This window comes from Vibrio sp. 1069, assembly GCF_033340555.1.
In genome coordinates, this window is record NZ_JAWOWP010000809.1 from 1 (window position 1) to 548 (window position 548).

2 protein-coding genes are annotated in these 548 nt (G+C 46.9%); both read left to right on the forward strand.

Going from position 1 to position 548, the window contains the following annotated elements:
- Window positions 1-209 (forward strand): phage coat protein (locus tag R7040_RS29190; protein ID WP_318098006.1); only part of this gene is annotated, 209 nt, incomplete at its 5' end.
- 133 nt (window positions 210-342) lie between these two features.
- Window positions 343-548, forward strand: a 206-nt coding sequence (locus R7040_RS29195) for a hypothetical protein (protein WP_318098007.1), incomplete at its 3' end; no start/stop codon positions are given.

Below are 548 nucleotides of genomic sequence, written 5' to 3' on the forward strand. Positions count from 1 at the left end.
AGTTCGGTAAACAAGCGGCGGCAACCGTCACTGTTGCGGTGCTTTCTGTCCCTGCTATGGCGGCGGAAGGTGGTGCCGCTGACCCGTTCTCCGCTATCGACTTATCTGGTGTGGCAACCAAAATCGGCGCGGCTGGTCTGGTGATTGTCGGCATTACTATGGCTTACAAATCCATCACTCTTGCTAAGCGTGCTGTGAACAAGGCTTAAGTTTATGTTGGCCGTTCTCCACGATGTCCAACTCATCGTCTTTGTGCTTTTGGGTGGCATTGCCGGATACGTGGCCAGCCAAAACTTTAGAGGATAAGGGGGCTTCGGTCCCCTTTTTTAATGAGGTTTATACATGAGTATTAAACAAAGCATTGCGGCACTGGTGATACTTTTGAGTGTTTCGTTTAGTGCTTTTTCTGCAAAGGACTATGACAAAACAAAACTTTATCGTGTTACTGGGCTTTCTGGTCAATATAGTTGGCCTTCCGAATACTGCGGTTTATCTGTTGGTCAAGTTACTAATATCACTCCTTGTCTTGGTGTTAGGTTTACATCTAC